Genomic DNA, 16646 nt, shown 5'->3' on the forward strand with positions numbered 1-16646 from the left:
AAATTGTTACTTAATAAGTTGGTACTAATAAAATATATTTTATTAGTATTTATGTACTAAATGTGCTACAAGTTAGATAAAATAAGTGATTTGTACTATACAGAACCAAACAGGCTTTACCAATTGAGTTGGTATTTTTTAAGAAATCATCACCTAAAGCATCTAACTGGAGTCTAGAAATAACTACATACTCAAGGAAAAATTCCGTTTTATACTGGTTGCATGATTGCCTACGCTCAATATCTGCGTTTCTCTAGATGACCAACAGTTACACTCGCTTACAACAAATTTTGGCAGATTCACCTGTCAATGAAGTATTATCTGCCATAGCTCAACTTCATCTACCTAATTGGTGGTTAGCAGGGGGCGCAGTACGCAACACAGTCTGGCGTTCTCTATTTGGCGACAACTGTGCATTATTCATCAAAGATTATGATATTGCCTTCTTTGACGAAACAGGAAACCGTGAGCAAGAATTAACAGCTAAGGCTGATCTCACAAATCTATTTCCCCATCACCAGTTTGATGTGAAAAATCAAGCCAGTTTTGCTAGGTGGCGACCAGGCCGCAGAACCTATAGCAGCACCGAAGATGGTATACAAGATTGGCTACATACCGCCACGGCTGTAGGTGTGCGTGTAGATACTCAAGGACAATGGGAATTTTTCACACCCTACGGCTTGGATGATTTATTCACCGGGATTATTCGACCCACACCAGCCCATATTAATAACCCAGATGCGCATCATAAAGCTGCTGGGTTTGTGTCAAAATGTCCTTGTCTACAGTTAGCTGTAAATCATAAATGAAAATCGCAGACGTTTTGCCTGCGACAGAATATTTTATAAATTAATTTATTCTCAAGTTCGCCGATTAACCAATGTGGCGCTAGCTTGGTCAACAGGCATGAGAATCACTTCATTGATATTGACATGAGGCGATCGCGTGGCGCAAAAAAAGATTACATCAGCAATATCCTCTGCTGTGAGTGGTTGCACTCCTTGGTAAACCTTTTTCGCCCGTTCTGTATCACCATGAAAGCGGATTTGGCTAAATTCTGTGTCTACCATCCCAGGATCAACAGAAGTTACACGCACTGGAGTTCCTAAAAGGTCTTGTTTTAAACCTTCAGAAATTGCTTTCACGGCGGCTTTTGTTGCACAGTACACATTACCACCGGGATAGGTTTGATGCCCAGCGATAGAACCGAGATTGATCACATGACCCCGCCCACGCTGTACCATACCCGGAACAATATAACGGGTAAAATAAAGCAATCCCTTAATGTTGGTATCAATCATTTCCTCCCAGTCTTGGAAGTCGCCTTCATGCAGCTTATCCAAACCGCGACTTAGACCAGCGTTGTTGATCAGGATATCAACTTCTGACCAAGCTGGCGGTAAACTGGTAATAGCAGATTCGACTGCATGGCGATCGCGCACATCCAACTGTAATAGATGAGTCTCTACACCAAAATCTTTACTCAGTTCGTCAGCCAACTGCTGCAACCTTTCCAACCGTCGCGCCGCCAAGATAAGTTTTACACCCGCACCAGCAAAAATCCTAGCGCAAGCATTACCAATTCCACTACTTGCGCCAGTAATCAATACAGTTTGGTTCTTTAGGGAAATCATAGGTTAAGAGTCATTAGTCAACAGTCAACAGTCAACAGTCAACAGTCAACAGTCAAACCCTATGGACTATGGACTATTGACTATGGACTATTGAACCACTATTTCACCACTTGTAAACGCTGTGTTACCATCGTCATGCCGCCACCCCGGAGGATGACAGCAGAAACCCAGCGATTACCAGGAGTAGATGGGGCGCGTCCTACTTTAAAAAGACCACCTGAATTGAGTAATTGCAAATCTACAGGTGTACCTTTAAGATATTTGTCTGGTTGGATTGCTTCTTCTAAGGCAGTTCCTAAAATTAAATCATCGCCCAACGGCTCTTGTAAGATCGCATCAAAACTATACTGCTGTCCAACTTTTACCTGTTGTGGTAATTTAATATCTACTTGAGGTGGCTTGTTACCAGAAGTAATTAAAGTACGTTCTGATAAAATCTCCTGACGGGCAATTTTCCCCGCCGTTATACGTTGACGGGATTTAATGGTGGCATTGAGAGTGGAGTTATTATTGCCTGAACCTTTGATGTTAGTTACTGTTTCTGCAATAATGGCATTACCTTCAGACTTCCAAGATTGTAGCTGTGTGGTGTATTGCAATTTGGGGTAACGCTGCCAAAATGAAGCTAGGCTTTTTTCCAGAGTTTGGCGGTTTAATCCATCTCCATTGGTGAAGGTGGGACTATAAAACTGCAAAACTCCTTTTAAATCGCCTTTGCTAGCGGCTGTATCAACTTGTGTCAGCAGAGTTTTTAATTCAGCAGGCGCATTTTGAGTGGTGCTACTTTGTGCTAGTTCCGTGGCTTGGGTAGGTTGCCAAACATTGACTACACCCAAGGATAAAATACACAGAGTCAACCAGATACCGTAGGAAAATCGGCTTTGGCGTTTGAGTAGTAAAAAAATCATCTTAGTCATGGCGAAGAGTTTACGGATAGAGTGGAGAAGGTGAGGAAATTGTTTTATCTTAGTTAAGCTAGGCGCTAAACGGTAGAGTTTAAATGGTAAACGCACCAATAAAATTACTAATAGCTGCCAGTGGGACTGGTGGACACTTGTTTCCGGCGATCGCACTGGCAGAGAAACTACCAGATTATGATATTCAATGGCTGGGTGTCCCCAATCGGCTAGAGACTCAGCTAGTCCCGAAACAATATTCTTTGAATACTATTGCAGTTGAAGGGTTTCAGCAAGGGTTCGGTATTTCTTCTTTAATCATTTTAGGTAAACTGATCAATTCGATTTTCCAAGTCCGCAAACTCCTACGCCAAGGTAAGTTTCAAGGAGTTGTCACCACAGGCGGTTATATTGCTGGTCCGGCTGTCATTGCAGCGCGTTCTTTAGGTTTACCCGTGATTTTTCATGAGTCCAACGCCTTACCAGGGAAAGTTACCCGCTTTTTTGGCCCTTGGTGTAGTGTAGTCGCCTTGGGATTTGATGTAGCGGCGAAGTATTTACCCCGTGCGACAAATGTTTGTGTGGGTACGCCAGTTCGTTCACAATTCTTAAATTCAAGTAATAATTCTCAACTAGATTTACCCATACCTGAAGGCGCACCTTTAATAGTCGTGTTCGGTGGTAGCCAAGGCGCGGTGGCGGTGAATAAGTTAGTGCGCCAAGCGGCTAAGGCTTGGTTTGAGGCAGGCGCTTACGTGGTACATTTAACAGGCGATCGCGATCCCGATGTGGATATTCTCAAGCACCCGCAGTATATAGAGTTACCTTTTTACGACAACATGGCGGCTTTACTAGGCCGTGCTAATTTAGCCATCAGCCGTTCTGGTGCTGGTAGCTTAACAGAGTTAGCCGTGTGTGGCACACCAGCCATTTTAATTCCCTATCCCTTCGCGGCGGAAGACCATCAATCTTACAACGCTGAGGTATTTACCAAAGCTGGCGCAGCCTTAAGCTTTAAGCAATCAGAGTTAACAGCCGAGTTGTTGCAAACTCAAGTTTTAAATTTATTACAGTCGCCCGATGAGTTAAGGAAAATGGGAGAAAATGCTAAGGCGATCGCTGTTCCCGACAGTGCTGATAAGTTAGCCTCTTTAGTACGGGAAGTTGTGGAAAAATAAAGCCTGACAATATACAAATAATCAATATTTAATCAGCCAAATAGTGCAGTATGAGCTACATTAACCAAATAATTAATGAAGCTCTAGGACTCATATTTGATTTGGAGAAAAGCTTCGTACATATCAAAATAGTGAATATTTACATTTCTTATAACAAATTTTTAAGCATTTCAGTAATAATACTCATGTAGTTAAACAAAAAAGCTGATAGGAATTTAAGCCTAATTCAGCGATAGCTTCGGATATCTTTGACATCAATAAAAAACCATACCCCAACAAGGGCATAGAGTTGAACCATGTCAGGAACCAGAATGAATACCAATCTATTCAAACAATTAACTATTGCTTGTGCTGGATTTACCTTGAGCCTTGCTGCCATACCCGCTAACCCTGCTCAAGCTGCAAGCTTTTCCTTTAATACCGGTTCTCCCGATGGCAAAATTGCCACAGCTTCTCGTCCATCAAGCCCAGGAAAAGTTGAGATTGAAACAGGGGATGATTTCATTCTCTCACAACAAACAAAGATTACAAAAGCTACATTTACTGGCTTATTAACAAATGGTGCGACACTAGCCGACATTCAAAATGTCATAGTGGAAATTTATCGTGTTTTTCCTAAGGATTCTCAAAATCCCCCTGATGGAAAAGTGCCAACACGAGTTAACTCTCCTTCTGATGTAGCACTTGCATCCCGTGATTCATCAAGTGGACTCACATTTAATACTACCTTGATTAATTCCAATTTCACTGCTGCTAATTCAGTAATCAATGGAATTAACCCGATTCCCAACCAAACAACTGGTGGTGAAGGGTCTGTTAGCGGACAAGAAGTGCAATTTAATATTTCATTTGATGACCCCTTTTCCCTACCTGCCGATCATTACTTCTTCGTTCCTCAGGTAGCTGTTAGTGGAGGAGATTTTCTTTGGCTTTCCGCACCTAAACCAATTGTGTCACCAGGGACTCCCTTTAACCCAGATTTACAAACTTGGATTCGCAATGAGCCTTTACAACCAGATTGGTTGAGAATTGGTACTGATATTGTCGCTGCAGCCCCTTTTAACGCTTCGTTTTCTTTAGAAGGTACAACATCTGTACCCGAACCACAAAGCACATCAGGACTTATGCTGGTGGCTTTAGGTTTAGGTTGGATGATGCGTAATAAAAAGAAACTCCCAGTTTTGTAGAGAGAATTTTTTGTATCTTAAGTATTTACTATACCTGAGAGGACTACACTGACCCCAAAATCTACATTTTGCTAATAAATAAAAGTGACGCACTTTCAGGTGTGGGTATGTTGAAATTTCACTTCTGAAAGTGTATTAACTACTTGTATGAAAACTGAAGTTATGAGAGTAAAACCAATTCTCATAACTTCAGTTTAATTAATAGTTAAACACTGAATTTGTTAAGGATAATCAAACACAACTCGACCGCCTGAACGCCAGTCAACGTGAATAAAACCTCTGTGCATTCCTCTACCTAGTCCTGTGCAGTCGGAAGCGCGGCAAATTTGTAATAGTTTGCCAAAGTTGCCATCAACAGGGCAAATATCCAGAGCTAAACCATTAATATGCTGAGAATAACGTGCGCCACCTATGCGGCGATTTACAGCCTGTGTACGATAAGCGGAATTGATGGAAAGCGGACTATCGTATTTATCCCGAATTTTACCAAATCCCTTGGCTGCTTTAATAATGTTATTGATGATTGCTTTTGATTCTGGGTTTCTTTCCGGGTCACAACCCTTGGTGATTTCTCCCCAAGTCAAAGGAATATCTGGTACTACCAATTCATTTTCGTAAACTGTTTCCCCAGTAACTAGCTTTAAAGAACGTCCAGTTTTAGTTCCTACTGTTGATTTAGGTAAAGGTGTGAGTGTGCGAGTTTGTTCTTCAATAGTTTGATGGTCTTCTGCAATCTCTAGCAATGCAGCAGCCGTGGTCGGCCCTAATAAATCAGGAGCATCTAACCAAACGCTCTCTTTAAATTCGGCAAATGCTTTTTGGGTAAGATTTCCCACAACGCCATCTATATCATCTTTGTAAAGTCCCTTCTTTTTGAGTAGGGTTTGAATTTCTTTGACGATATCAGTATCAGCTTCGCTAATTTTAACAGTAGTATTAGTGGATTCAAATTTTTCTAGGTTAGAAAATTCTAAGGTAGATTCTGCCATTGATAAGTCTCCTTGGTATTGAGTTAAAGCCTATTGGTTGTAAAGTTTTTCTCTGGCTTTTCAGGAAATGACAAGCAACGCTGATAACAACTACAACTCCTATAGTGAAATTTCCAATAAAATTAGTAGTTAAATACTATTTTTTTATTAGTAGTTTTAACTAGCCATCTAGTATAACCTTGTAAAATAAATTCGCAACAAGTAGTGAAACGTATCTTAAACAGTTTTCTCTATTCAAATATTCTTGTTTTAGATATTACATATATACTTCAAGAATTTACTTATATTAAAATTGGTTAATAACGATATAGATATACAACTTTGTAATTAGTACAAACATACCCAAGGACATCTTTATGCAAAGAATAATTTGGTATCCCCTGATGAGTATTTTGCTAATAGGAGTTCCTGGACAAGCGATGTGGGGAGCCAACCTAGACGACTCTTATGCTTTTTACAAGCCAGCACACCCTATTGATGTGGCTCAGACGACTAGAGAGATGAATGAAGAAGCCGCTTTTAAGTTAGTCTGGAATCTACCGCAGGTACAATACAAAGCTAGAACAATACAAAGGCTATCTAGGGGAGCTATCAAAGTAGCAGCAATTGTTGACGGTCTTCCTACACCTGATGATCCTTACTATAAAGTCAGAGTGTATGAGGATCAGCCAGACCACAACAGTACAATTTATTGGTTTCGTGTGTCTAAGACTGGTGTGATTGAGGCTCTAGATGTTATAGAAAATAAATATGTTTCTTTAAAAGAATGGCAAGAACAAATTAGACGCAGACGTTGATATAGTAATTATCGGCAGAATCATAGAAGATTAACTGCCAAAGAAAAAATAAACATAGATATACACCCAGGAGTTTGTTAAAGCTAGAGCAAGATTTTTTAATTACGAATTACGAATTATTCTTATGTCTGAGCAGAAAACTCTCAATCCTTGGGATTATAAACCTTGGTGGTGTCAGCCTTGGTCGATATTACTCACGGGAGTAACGTTAATTGTTGGTAGTTGGTTGTTGTTAAAAATTATCTGGGTGACTGTAATAGTTGCGATTCCTGTATTAACCTGGATGGGCTTCTTTTTGCTGGTTTGGCCGCAACTGATGATTCGCAGTGGGATATTGGAATCTTATCAAAGTGATTCAAACTCTTAATCGATAACCAAAACCCCGGACTGTTTCAATGCGATCGCTTCCTAGTTTCTGCCGCAAATGTCCTACGTAAACGTTAACAATATTAGTACCTGGGTCATAATCGTAACCCCAAATTCGGTCTAGTAGTTGTTCCCTTGTTAATACCTGCATGGGGTGGCGTAAAAAGACTTCCGCTAAGAGAAACTCCCTAGCCGAGAGTTCGACTAAGCGATCGCCTACCCATACTTGGCGGGTTAATAAATCCAAGGTAATATCAGCAACTTGTATAGTTGTTTCCTGTTTAGTTCTCGGCGCACGATTCCGCAACTGTACCCTAATCCTGGCTAACAGTTCTTCAAAACGGAAGGGTTTGGTAATGTAATCGTCAGCACCACCTTCTAAACTAGAAACCGTACTTTCCACACCGTCCCGCGCAGTCAAGATAATGATGGGGATGGTTTCACCTTGTCCGCGCAGAGTTGTTAAAACCTCAGTTCCATCTCTGTCAGGTAATCCTAAATCTAGAACCAGCAGATCCACATCTCCAGCTTCCACTATTTGCATCGCTTCCCACGCTGTACTAACGACTATGGTTGTAAAACCGTGGGCTTGTAAGCCGATTTGCAAAAAACTGGTAATGCGAGGATTGTCTTCGGCGATGAGAATCCGGTTCATGGGTGCTAGCAACGTTGGGAGGAGAATTGAGGGGAAGAACCAGTGTAAAGGTTGAACCTTGACCTAATTGACTAACTAATTCCACCCAACCACTATGTGCTTGTGCGATCGCCTGGACAATCGATAGTCCTAGTCCATGTCCTTCCTCGTGATTACTTCCCCGGACAAACCTTTCAAAAATTCGTTGCTGATCCTCTGGTGCTATACCTGTACCAGTATCTCGCACCCAAATATAGGCGCGATCGCCTTGTACACTAGAGCCAAGGGTAATAGTATCACCTACTTGTGTATGGCGCACGGCGTTTTGAATCAGATTCATCACCGCCTGAGTCAACCTTTGCCGATCTACTACAATCGGACTCAAGCCTTTAGATTCTAACTTCCACTCTCGGTCTGCCAATAATCGCGCTTTTAAATAAAAGTCTTCTGTTAACCAGTCCAATTCTTCTGGTCTGAGGTTCAAGAAATCTGGATTTTCTGCCTTGGCTAACAATAATAAATCATTCACTAAACGACCCATGCGGTTGAGTTCATCCATCACCAAAGCTATCATTTGCGGCTGTTTCTCTGGACAATACTGCAACATTTCCAGATTTCCTTGAATGACGGTGATAGGGGTACGTAGCTCATGACCTACATCTTTAAGGAACTCTTGTTGACTGTTAAAGGCTAATTGTAGCCGATCCAACATGGCGTTAAACGTTGCTGTCAATTCGGCAATTTCATCTGAACCAGTCACAGGAATCCGTTGACTCATGTCTGATTCGGTAATGGACTGGGCAGTTTTTGTTAAAAGACTTAGGGGTGCTAACACCCGTTTAGTTGTTACCCAAGCGATGAGAGTAGCTATGCCTAAAACGGCTAAGTTTGCCTGAAGTACCAACAGCACCGCACCATCGACCATTTTATAGCCACTGTTGATACAGTGAATAACTACTAAAACACCACGAATTTTCCCATCCTGTACAACTGGCTCTGCTAAGTAGTATATATTACCCATACTTTGGGTTGATACTTTAGCTTGATCTGGTTCCTTCAGCATTGCCCAGTAACGAATTAGTCGGGTTTCATGGGTCAGAAGCCGTTCAGTAAATTCACTACTAGACTTGTAAACATGACCATCTATCAAAGCGATCGCATGATTATCTTTACCGATGGGGTGGTAACTAGATAAAAATGAGTCGAATAGTGTAGCCACATCTTGATTAGATAACTTTCTTGCCGCACTACGGTCGTTAGCAAGTTGACGAAACTCACTCACCTGCTGACGTACATAGACCTTAGCCTGCATACGGATGCGATCGTAAAAAATCTGATGGGTGACGAGAATCGATGTCACACTAGAGAACGCTGTTAATAAAACGTACCAAACTAAAATCCGGGGTCTTGCTCCTTTAAAAAACCGCCATCTTGATGATGAGGGTGTTTGTGTAGAGTTAGCGGAGCGCAATCCTGATAAAAGTTTCATGGTTAAAAACTAACATGAGTACTATCGTGACTACCCAGTTGCTAGGCGATCGTGTAATCACGTAATAGTCCTATCAAATCATACCGGGCTAGTTCATAGATGTCGGCATCAACACATTCTTCAACAGAAGAAATCAATTGTCAGTTGTTATGTCCACTGTTGACTGTTTAAAACATCCTCTAACAAGAGTGTAGGCATTCAAGACCCTCTCTTACCAGATAACCTTTTGTAAAAATATGCCTTTTTTACTCAACTATAGGAGTGAAAGCGGATGATTTATTCTTACTGAAGAAAGAAGTTTTTAGCAATTGCACATAATAGGATGAATGAGAATATATTTAATCACTAAAATGTCCAATTCCATTGAGTTTAAATTATTTGCTCCTCATAATAATCAAGTATCGTTAATTACCTATTTATCACCAGAAAAAGAAATAGAGATGCAAAAAGGTGATGATGGTTATTTTCGTACTTATTTAGAATTAAAAGACGGTATTTATCAATATAAATTTCGTGTTAAAAGTAACAGCCCCCATCATCAAGAGGAATGGATAGATATTATCGACCCTTACGCTACAGATGTAAATGATGAAAAAGGTTATGGGATAGTCAGAGTTAAAAACAGTAAACGTATTGTCGATGATTATGTTTGGCAATATGATAATGTGCCTTTACCACAAAATCATGAACTAGTTATATATGAAATGCACGTTGCCGACTTTACAGGTGATGAATCTGACCCTAATAAACGTGGTAAGTATTTAGGAGTAATTGAAAAGTTAGATTATCTGCATGATTTGGGAATCAATGCCATTGAATTGATGCCAGTCAATGAGTATCCTGGTGATTATAATTGGGGTTACAAAGTTCGTCACTTCTTTGCTACCGAATCTAGTTATGGTTCAACGGAAGATTTAAAAAGATTAATTGACGAGTGCCACAACAGAGGTATTCGAGTTTTTATGGATGGCATTTATAATCACACAGATGAACAATGCCCCTTAATGCTGATTGACCGCAATTATTGGTATTACGAATATATGCACTATCCAGAAGACCCTGATAATTACTGGGGGCCAGAGTTTAACTATAATAATTATGATGAAAAACTAGATATCAAACCCGCATGGAAATATGTTGGTGATGTGGTGCGGTATTGGGTAGGAGAATATCATCTTGATGGAATTAGGTTTGATGCAGTCCGTCAATTAGCTAACTTTGAGTTTTTAACTTGGCTGGCGCAAGAAGCACACAAAACTGCTGGTTCTAAACCCTTTTTTAATATTGCCGAACACATTCCTGATACTAGCACTGTAGTTAAACCAGATGGGCCATTAGACGCTTGTTGGCACGAAAGTTTCCGCTATTTTGTGGTTCCCCACATAACAGGCGAACAATTTGATTTAGAACAACTCAAACCTGCTTTAAACCCTAAACAACAAGGGTATGCAACGGCTACAAATGTGATTAATTATTTAACGACACACGATCGCCAACGCTTGATGCGAGAATTAGGCGATCGCGGTATATTTGACGAAGACGCATTTAGACGCGCCAAGTTAGCAGCCGTGATCCTGATGACGGCTGTGGGTTTACCTATGCTGTGGATGGGTGAGGAATTTGGCGAATATCAACGCAAAAGCGAAGACGTAACCCAACCCAAAAAAATTAATTGGTCATTATTAAACAACGAGCAAAATCAAGATTTACTCAACTACTACAAGCAACTCATCGCTTTACACAAACACACACCCGCCTTGCAAAGCGATAACATAGAGTTCTTCCACGAAAACGCAGCCGCCAGAATTTTGGCTTACGTTCGCTGGAATGACCAAGGTTCCCGCATTGTCGTTATTATCAACTTTTCGGCAAACAATCTCATTTGCTATCAAATTCCTCACTTCCCCACGGCTGACACTTGGCAAGATTTATTCACCGATGAGGAAATTACAATTACCGACGGCGCTTTAGTCACTGACTTACCTAGTTACGCGGCTAAGGTATTTGTTAGTCATTAGTCAACCAACATGAAAAAAATTTGTTACAATATTTAATCTTTCTCTAAGTTATGTGATTTAAGTTCACGATCGCAGAGAAATCCTCTCAGAATGAGTAGAATAACAAATACACGAGATAAACTCACTACTTTATGGATTAGCTACCCCAAAACTATAGACTCAATTTTAATTCTTCAGTTATTTTAGTATTGTGCTGCTAAAGCAGACCAATCAAAATCGAGCAATCAAGTCCACATTACATCAATTAAACAAAGAAGCTCCCACAAATCATAATGCCTGTGATTGAGAAAAAAAGAACTCGCGATTTACCCCAAATTAACGAGAGAATCCGCTTCCCAAAAATTCGGGTCATTGACACTGACGGCTCCCAGCTAGGAATACTGACTCCACAGGAAGCACTGCAAATGGCAGAAGAGAAAGAGCTGGATCTAGTGCTGCTCAGTGACAAGGCTGACCCGCCAGTATGTCGGATCATGGATTACGGGAAATACAAGTTTGAGCAGGAAAAGAAGGCAAGGGAAGCCCGCAAAAAGCAGCATACAGCTGACGTTAAGGAAGTGAAGATGCGCTACAAAATCGAAGAACACGACTATAATGTGCGTGTTAAGCAAGCAGAACGCTTCCTCAAAGATGGTGATAAGGTCAAAGCAACTGTTATGTTCCGGGGTCGGGAAATTCAACACAGTGACTTGGCAGAAGATTTACTCAAACGAATGGCGACAGATTTAGAACCATTCGGTGAAGTGCAACAAGCACCGAAAAAAGAAGGGCGAAACATGATGATGCTCATCTCGCCTAAGAAGTAATCATCTAGTCTAGTAATCCACCACTGAAAATAACAAAACGGCTTCACAGTCGTTGAATTTAATTGCAACTTGATAGTCCTGAACTCTGAGTGGGAAACATAATACTCAGTTGTTCAGGACTTTTGCCATTTTGGGGAATGGGAGTAGGGAGTAGGGAGTGGGGAGTGGGGGAGCAGAGGAGCAGAGGAGAAAAAACAACTGTCAACTGTCAACTGTCAACTGCCTCCTACCTCCTGCCTCCTGCCTTCTGCCTTCTGCCTCCTGCTATACCAGAAAATAAACATGGAATTGAAAAATTACTCGTTGACGGCAAATCCAATTTGGCTGGCACAACTTTTAAAATGGGTGAACCTACGACCAGAAGAAGGCGAACGGACTTGGATGATGTTCACCTTCTACACGATTGTTTCTATTGGGTTGCGATGGGCAGAGGATAGTACGGTTGCACTGTTTCTGGATGAATACGGTGCTGGGCCTCTCCCGTGGATGTATATTGCTAGCGCGTTTACGGGTATGGCGCTGGTTTTTGTCTATTCATGGCTACAAAAGGTTTTGCCTTTGCGTTGGGTAGTAGTGGCGATCGCACCTTGTATGGTCGTGCCATTAATGTTATTGGTCTTATTACGTTGGGGAGTTCATGTCTCGTACTTATCAGTTGTTGTGGTGTTTCTGCTGCGGCTGTGGGTAGATTCTCTGTATGTAGTCAACGACTTAAATACCTCCATCGTTGCCAACCAACTATTTAACATTCGGGAAATTAAGCGTACTTACCCACTAATTAGTAGTGGTTTGTTAGTAGCAGATGTAATTAGTGGTTTTAGTTTGCCTTGGTTATTAGAGTTCGCCAAACTCAACCGCGTCATCATGATTGCTTGTGGAGTAATCATTATAGGTTCAGCGATTCTCTGCTATTTAACTTATCAGTACCGTACCTGTTTTCCTGATCTACCACAGCGCCTTATGCCTCAAGAACAAGCTTCTCGGCATCGGCGGATTCAAGCACCACTCAAGCGTTATACATTACAGTTATTTGCCTTTGTCGGGCTTTTACAAGTCATTGGTTTATTAGTAGATTTTCAGTACCTCCAAGAACTCAAAACCAATTTGGGTGATCGCGAACTAGCGAGCTTTTTGGGTATATTTGGCGGTATCATCGGCTTGTGTGAATTGGCGACTCAATGGTTTTTCGCCAGCCGGCTGATTGAACGCTTTGGAGTCTTCTTTACGGCTGCCCTTTTACCTGCGGCTGTAGGCTTTGTTGTTCCTGGGTTAATTGGTTTACTCTATTCACTACCCACAGTCAAATCTTCAGCTTTCTTCTGGGGGTTAGTAGGGTTGAAATTCTTTGATGAATTGCTGCGTTATACCTTTGTCGTCAGTAGTAGCCCTGTCTTATATCAGCCAATTCCCGAACGCATTCGTAGTCACATGCAGGCGTTATCAGGAGGAACAGCAGAAGCGATCGCCACTGGTTCGGCTGGTATCATGATTGCTATGACCTTGTTTGTTTGCGGGTGGTTGATGCCGCCAGCAATGCAAAAGTGGGTACTTCTTGGTGAAACAATAGTGGTAGCCGTTGCCTGTTTGAAGGTAGTTTGGTTATTGCGATCGCGTTATGTTGATTTATTAGTTTTAAGTGCGGAACGTGGCGAACTGAGTGCCGCTAATGTGGGTTTGCGTGCCTTTCAACAAGGAGTAGTCAAAGCCTTAGAGGAAAAAGGCAACGCCACAGATAAACACTCTTGCATTGAATTATTAGCCCAAATTGACCCCAAAGGGGCAGTCGATGTCTTAGCACCAATATTATTCAAGCTACCACCAGATTTACAACGCCATAGTTTAGAAGTGATGTTGTCAACTGATACGACTCCAGCCCATGTATCAGAGGTGCGTTGGCTGTTAGAACGTCATCCAGACAATATTGATCCTGAAGTTTTTGCCTTAGCGTTGCGTTACGTCTGGTTAGCCGATCCCAACCCGAATTTAAGTCAAATAGAAGAATACCTCAACCAACGCCACCACTCATTAACCCGCGCTACGGCGGCCGCTTTGCTGTTGCGTCAGGGAACACCCATGCAAAAAGTTGCAGCAACCAAAACTTTACGCCGCATGTTAACCCATAAGCAAGAACGAGAACGGGTAAATGGGGTCAAAGCCCTGCGAGAAGTAGTGTATTTACAGGCTTTGCGGATTCATATTCCTAATTTATTACAGGATGAATCATTGAGGGTGCGTTGTGCGGTCTTAGAAATGATTGCCGCCACACGCATGGAAGAATATTATTCAGCTCTGTTAACAGCACTCTATTACAAATCAACCCGCGCCACTGCCATGCGTGCCTTAGTCAAAATGGAGAATGAAGCATTAGATATGCTGCTGCAAGTGGCGACAAATGCTCATAAACCAGAAGTCTTACGCATGTATGCTTGGCGTACAATAGCACAAATTTCCACAACAGAAGCACTAGAAACCTTATGGTTACAATTGGAATCTTCTTGGGGCGCTACCAGATATCATATTCTGCGTAGCTTATTAAAAATTCAGAAACAATCAGAAATTAGTAATTTAGTTGATAGATTTCAGCACAGTCGGGTAGAAAGTCTGATTGAGCAGGAATTACGATTTTTAGGAGAAATTTACGCTGGTTATTTAGATTTACAACCACAATCAATCCTAGAAGATCAGCAAACAAATAAAAGGGTCTTGATCATTCGTGATTTACTACAACGCGCCTTAAGTGAAATGGAATGGGATATTCGAGAAAGGATTTTATTACTATTAAAATTACTATATTCCCCTGAGAAAATGCAGGCTGCTGCCTTTAATTTGCGGTCTGAATCGGTGGTTAATTTAGCCAGGGGATTAGAGATATTAGAACATACAGTGAATTTGCCGACAAAATCATTATTGTTGAATATTTTAGATAAGCGATCGCACCAAGAAAAGCTGCATTATCTGGTAGAGGCTGAATTTACCGAATATCAAAAACTGCCAGTTAGCGAAAGGTTGCAGAAAATGCTAACTTTAGGCACTTTTCTCTCTGATTGGTGTTTGGCTTGCTGTTTCCATTATGCCCAAGCAAGCCGGATTCGCCTGACAATTAACGAAATATTGATGGCGTTACGTCATCCTACAGGCTTTGTCAGAGAAGCTGCGATCGCTTATTTAAGTGTAGTATCCCATCGCGTTCTCTTAGAGTTATTACCCAAATTACAAAAGGACTCCCACCCATTAGTAGCAGCTCAAATTCAAGAATTGATGAAGAAATATCAATATGGTAGGGAGCAGATGACAAAAGACAAAGTACCGTAGGCAATGTCCACCAAAACTATAATATGGTGGGCATAGCTGTGAATATTTAGTGTTGAGAGATTGGAGTCTTCTCAGCAAATTAAGTAGGTCGGCGTAAATAATTATTGTTGTAATAAGGCAGGGAGCAGGGGGAAGAAACAGTTGCGTTGAGTTTAAAAATTGGGATAATTTATTTTCTGGACTTCCCTAACAGATAATCTTGATGCGTAATACCTGATGATATAACTTATGCTGATTGTAGAATCTTCTCAACTCAAAAATGATCATGAAAAAACTGATCAATAAGCCAGAAGACTTTGTACGTGAAAGTTTGGCAGGTATGGCAGCAGCCCATGCCGATTTAATTAAAGTGGAATATGAGCCAACCTTTGTTTATCGTGCTGATGCACCTGTACAGGGAAAGGTGGCAATTATTTCTGGTGGCGGTAGTGGACATGAGCCGATGCACGCTGGTTTTGTGGGGCTGGGAATGCTGGATGCAGCTTGCCCAGGTGAGGTTTTTACTTCTCCTACGCCCGATCAAATGTTAGCAGCTACGCAAAAAGTAGATGGTGGTGCTGGTGTTCTTTACATCGTCAAGAATTACAGTGGCGATGTGATGAACTTTGAAATGGCAACGGAATTAGCTTGTAGTGAGGGTATCCGTGTGCTGAGTATTTTGATTGATGATGATGTGGCGGTGAAAGATAGCCTCTATACCCAAGGAAGGCGGGGTGTAGGCACAACGGTACTAGCAGAAAAAATTTGTGGCGCGGCCGCCCAGCAAGGGTATAATCTGTCACAAATAGCAGACTTGGGCAGACGAGTAACCACCAACGGGCGCAGTATGGGAATTGCCCTGACTTCTTGTACAGTACCAGCTAAAGGTAGTCCCACATTTGCATTAGGCGATCGCGAAATTGAAATTGGCATCGGAATTCATGGTGAACCCGGTAGAGAACGCATTGATGTCAAATCAGCAGACGAAATTACAGAAATATTGACGCAATCCATAATTGAAGATGCAGGCTATAGTCGCACAGTGCGAGAATGGAATGAAAATCAAGGCGATTGGGTGGATGTGGAACTTATCAATCAACCATTTCAATCAGGCGATCGCCTGTTAGCATTCGTTAATAGTATGGGTGGAACTCCACTTTCTGAACTGTATCTTGTCTACCGCCAACTAGTCGCCATCTGTGAACGGCAAGGACTACAAATTGTCCGCAATTTAATCGGGCCATATATCACATCTTTAGATATGCAAGGTTGCTCAATTACCTTGTTAAAGCTAGATGATGAGATGATTCGGCTATGGGATGCACCAGTTAAAACACCAAGCTGGCGCTGGGGGATTTAAG

At 41.5% G+C, this 16646-nt stretch carries 14 protein-coding genes; 9 read left to right on the forward strand and 5 right to left on the reverse strand.

Going from position 1 to position 16646, the window contains the following annotated elements:
- Positions 1–257 precede the first annotated feature (257 nt).
- A complete protein-coding gene (locus NSMS1_RS04520) occupies positions 258–809 on the forward strand; it encodes a nucleotidyltransferase family protein (RefSeq protein WP_224091493.1) in 552 nt (183 codons plus the stop codon).
- A 51-nt stretch (positions 810–860) separates the two neighbouring features.
- On the opposite strand, the gene NSMS1_RS04525 is transcribed toward NSMS1_RS04520, so the two are convergent.
- Together NSMS1_RS04525 and NSMS1_RS04530 are read right to left on the reverse strand one after the other, a co-directional pair.
- Positions 861–1634: an SDR family oxidoreductase gene (locus NSMS1_RS04525; RefSeq protein WP_224091495.1), complete on the reverse strand. Its 774-nt coding sequence runs from the start codon at positions 1632–1634 to the stop codon at positions 861–863.
- A gap of 98 nt (positions 1635–1732) precedes the next feature.
- The gene (locus tag NSMS1_RS04530; RefSeq protein ID WP_224091504.1) at positions 1733–2551 is read right to left on the reverse strand and encodes a nuclear transport factor 2 family protein; all 819 of its coding nucleotides are present in this window, start codon (positions 2549–2551) and stop codon (positions 1733–1735) included.
- Positions 2552–2634: 83 nt separating this feature from the next.
- Here NSMS1_RS04530 and murG point away from each other — a divergent pair, with 83 nt between their 5' ends.
- Together murG and NSMS1_RS04540 are read left to right on the forward strand one after the other, a co-directional pair.
- Positions 2635–3708, forward strand: a complete 1074-nt coding sequence (gene murG / locus NSMS1_RS04535) for an undecaprenyldiphospho-muramoylpentapeptide beta-N-acetylglucosaminyltransferase (RefSeq protein WP_224091505.1) — start codon at positions 2635–2637, stop codon at positions 3706–3708.
- 311 nt (positions 3709–4019) lie between these two features.
- Positions 4020–4895 carry a PEP-CTERM sorting domain-containing protein gene (locus tag NSMS1_RS04540; protein ID WP_224091507.1) on the forward strand — a complete coding sequence of 292 codons (876 nt, stop codon included), beginning with the start codon at positions 4020–4022 and terminating at the stop codon, positions 4893–4895.
- 221 nt (positions 4896–5116) lie between these two features.
- Here the strand turns inward: NSMS1_RS04540 and NSMS1_RS04545 are convergent, their stop codons facing one another.
- On the reverse strand, positions 5117–5884 hold the full coding sequence (locus NSMS1_RS04545) for a D-Ala-D-Ala carboxypeptidase family metallohydrolase (protein WP_224091508.1): 768 nt from the start codon (positions 5882–5884) through the stop codon (positions 5117–5119).
- 356 nt (positions 5885–6240) lie between these two features.
- On the opposite strand from NSMS1_RS04545, the gene NSMS1_RS04550 reads away from it, so the two are divergent.
- Both NSMS1_RS04550 and NSMS1_RS04555 read left to right on the forward strand, forming a co-directional pair.
- Positions 6241–6681 carry a hypothetical protein gene (locus NSMS1_RS04550; protein ID WP_224091510.1) on the forward strand — a complete coding sequence of 147 codons (441 nt, stop codon included), beginning with the start codon at positions 6241–6243 and terminating at the stop codon, positions 6679–6681.
- 124 nt (positions 6682–6805) lie between these two features.
- Positions 6806–7048: a DUF6737 family protein gene (locus tag NSMS1_RS04555; RefSeq protein WP_224091513.1), complete on the forward strand. Its 243-nt coding sequence runs from the start codon at positions 6806–6808 to the stop codon at positions 7046–7048.
- Here the strand turns inward: NSMS1_RS04555 and NSMS1_RS04560 are convergent.
- The gene (locus NSMS1_RS04560; RefSeq protein WP_224091514.1) at positions 7037–7702 is read right to left on the reverse strand and encodes a response regulator transcription factor; all 666 of its coding nucleotides are present in this window, start codon (positions 7700–7702) and stop codon (positions 7037–7039) included. The genes NSMS1_RS04555 and NSMS1_RS04560 overlap by 12 nt on opposite strands.
- Entirely contained in the window at positions 7608–9170 is a 1563-nt protein-coding gene (locus NSMS1_RS04565) for a sensor histidine kinase (protein WP_224091516.1), read from the reverse strand. The genes NSMS1_RS04560 and NSMS1_RS04565 overlap by 95 nt, the downstream gene beginning before the upstream one ends.
- A 350-nt stretch (positions 9171–9520) precedes the next feature.
- Here NSMS1_RS04565 and NSMS1_RS04570 point away from each other — a divergent pair, with 350 nt between their 5' ends.
- The 4 genes from NSMS1_RS04570 (at position 9521) to dhaK (ending at position 16645) form a co-directional block, all read left to right on the forward strand.
- Positions 9521–11188 carry an alpha-amylase family glycosyl hydrolase gene (locus tag NSMS1_RS04570; protein ID WP_224091523.1) on the forward strand — a complete coding sequence of 556 codons (1668 nt, stop codon included), beginning with the start codon at positions 9521–9523 and terminating at the stop codon, positions 11186–11188.
- 272 nt (positions 11189–11460) lie between these two features.
- Positions 11461–11994, forward strand: a complete 534-nt coding sequence (infC, locus tag NSMS1_RS04575) for a translation initiation factor IF-3 (RefSeq protein WP_067769129.1) — start codon at positions 11461–11463, stop codon at positions 11992–11994.
- A gap of 282 nt (positions 11995–12276) precedes the next feature.
- Entirely contained in the window at positions 12277–15306 is a 3030-nt protein-coding gene (locus NSMS1_RS04580) for an MFS transporter (protein WP_224091524.1), read from the forward strand.
- Positions 15307–15571: 265 nt separating this feature from the next.
- Positions 15572–16645: a dihydroxyacetone kinase subunit DhaK gene (gene dhaK / locus NSMS1_RS04585; protein ID WP_224091525.1), complete on the forward strand. Its 1074-nt coding sequence runs from the start codon at positions 15572–15574 to the stop codon at positions 16643–16645.
- The last annotated feature ends 1 nt before the right edge of the window (position 16646 follow it).

This window comes from Nostoc sp. MS1 (assembly GCF_019976755.1).
Classification (GTDB): domain Bacteria; phylum Cyanobacteriota; class Cyanobacteriia; order Cyanobacteriales; family Nostocaceae; genus Trichormus.